This window comes from Pedobacter cryoconitis (assembly GCF_003259615.1).
Taxonomy (GTDB): Bacteria; Bacteroidota; Bacteroidia; order Sphingobacteriales; family Sphingobacteriaceae; genus Pedobacter; species Pedobacter cryoconitis.
The window spans coordinates 1-1,778 of sequence record NZ_QLLR01000070.1; the positions used below are offsets into that span (position 1 = coordinate 1).

2 protein-coding genes are annotated in these 1,778 nt (G+C 37.2%); both read left to right on the forward strand.

Translation table 11 applies throughout. The features are described from left to right. Positions 1 to 412 precede the first annotated feature (412 nt). Positions 413 to 994 (forward strand): AAA family ATPase, encoded by a 582-nt coding sequence (locus LY11_RS26370; protein ID WP_111636558.1) that lies wholly within the window; start codon positions 413 to 415, stop codon positions 992 to 994. Next, positions 981 to 1,169, forward strand: a complete 189-nt coding sequence (locus LY11_RS26375; protein WP_111636559.1) for a hypothetical protein — start codon at positions 981 to 983, stop codon at positions 1,167 to 1,169. The genes LY11_RS26370 and LY11_RS26375 overlap by 14 nt, the downstream gene beginning before the upstream one ends. The last annotated feature ends 609 nt before the right edge of the window (positions 1,170 to 1,778 follow it).

Consider the following 1,778-nt stretch of genomic DNA (forward strand, 5'->3'; position numbering starts at 1 on the left):
ACCTTTTTGATGAGGCAGCATCACGATGATAAGGCAGCATCATTTAGTTTACAATCTTTTTGACAAAGCAGCATCCCTGCTCAAATCTATTGATTCACCATTTTGTTGATATGCCTTTTGATTAAGATACACGGTTATAAACAGTCTGAAATCAATGAAATATTAAAAAGGAATAATCCCTGCTTTCAATATAGCCAGGCATATATAGCTTGGAGTGTGGGGGATTCGAACCCCGATCCTGACTTCTGGATCAATAAAAACCCCAATAATACTTCCTGAAATTTGAGAAAGATAATTTCTATCTTTAATTTGATGAAACGATCAATTTTCTATGTACGGGGCGAAATGCAATTCGCATTTTTGATAGGACTGATATTATCTATTCAGTTCTTCAACAGAAAGGCTGGGCCGCTTGCCTAATCTCTATATCATATCTGGTTGCAATGGTGCAGGTAAGACTACCGCCAGTAATACCATTCTGCCAGAAATCTTAAATTGTATGCAATTTGTGAATGCAGATAACATTGCCTGTGGGCTATCTCCATTTAACCCGGAAAGTGTAGCTTTTAAATCAGGCAGGATTATGCTCAAACGTATTCGTGAATTAATGGCGGCCAAAGTTGACTTTGCATTTGAAACTACATTGGCCAGTCGAAGCTATGTTTCCCTGGTTAAACAAGCGCGGCTCCTGGATTACCAGGTTAGCCTGCTGTACTTTTGGTTAAGTTCTCCAAATCTGACCGTAGAGCGCGTAGCCAGGCGGGTGAGCAATGGAGGGCACCATATCCCTGCGAATGTAATAGCGCGTAGGTATTATAGGGGCATTTATAATTTATACAACTTGTATATGCCGCTATGTGACGAATGGACAATCATAAATAATATGGATCTCGTACCTGAGGTGATTGCCAAATATGATCGCTTTGGAAAAACAGTATTTAATAGCGAACTTTGGAATACTATCATTAGACAGCAAAATCATGGAAACGCCTGATTCTTTATCCCAAAATGCTACGTTTACCGATAAGGTTATGGTTGGTCTTAAAAAGGCTTTGCGTAAGCTGGCTGAGGAAGCTGCTATAAATAACGAAGATCTTATTATTGGTGATAAGGAGGGGAATGCTAAATCTGTCCCTGCCAAAGATCTGCTGAAGACGTTATCTAAATAATTTATCATCTGATAAGCTATTAGTGGATTAGTATCTATTTTTTCTCTAATATCTATTCCTCTCAGGTATTGATACTATTCTTTTATTGGCTTTAACTTATAATAATCTTATCCCTATTACCTATTTTATCATTTTCTGCTGTGCTGTATCACTGGTTTTGATTATTATTCTTCCTGTTTACTTAATCTTTCGATGAAAAAATAGTGCTTAATAGACAGAAACAGGAAGAATCATAGAATTTGTCCTGATACAGGATATTGATTTTTAGCTGTGTTTTTTGCTAAAAATGCAGTTTATGAGTTCCGGGGACATTTAGTTTGAAGTATTTCGCGTTGTAAATCATGCAGTTAGGGATTGCATACAATTATTAGTGCATTATTGTTTGGTGGACGGGTTTATTTTCCTACTTTTGCATCCCGCTTCGGAGGAAGGGAAACAGAGAAAAGGATAAGTGCTGAGGATTGAAAGGATGTAAAGTAGGAGTATTGTTAAGCTCTTGGAAGGAATTAAAACTTTCTAAAAATAAAAAAGAAAAAGCTTGACAAAACGAAAAAGATTTCTACCTTTGCAGTCCCAACAAAAACGGGAAGCTTTACAACGGATGTTGCT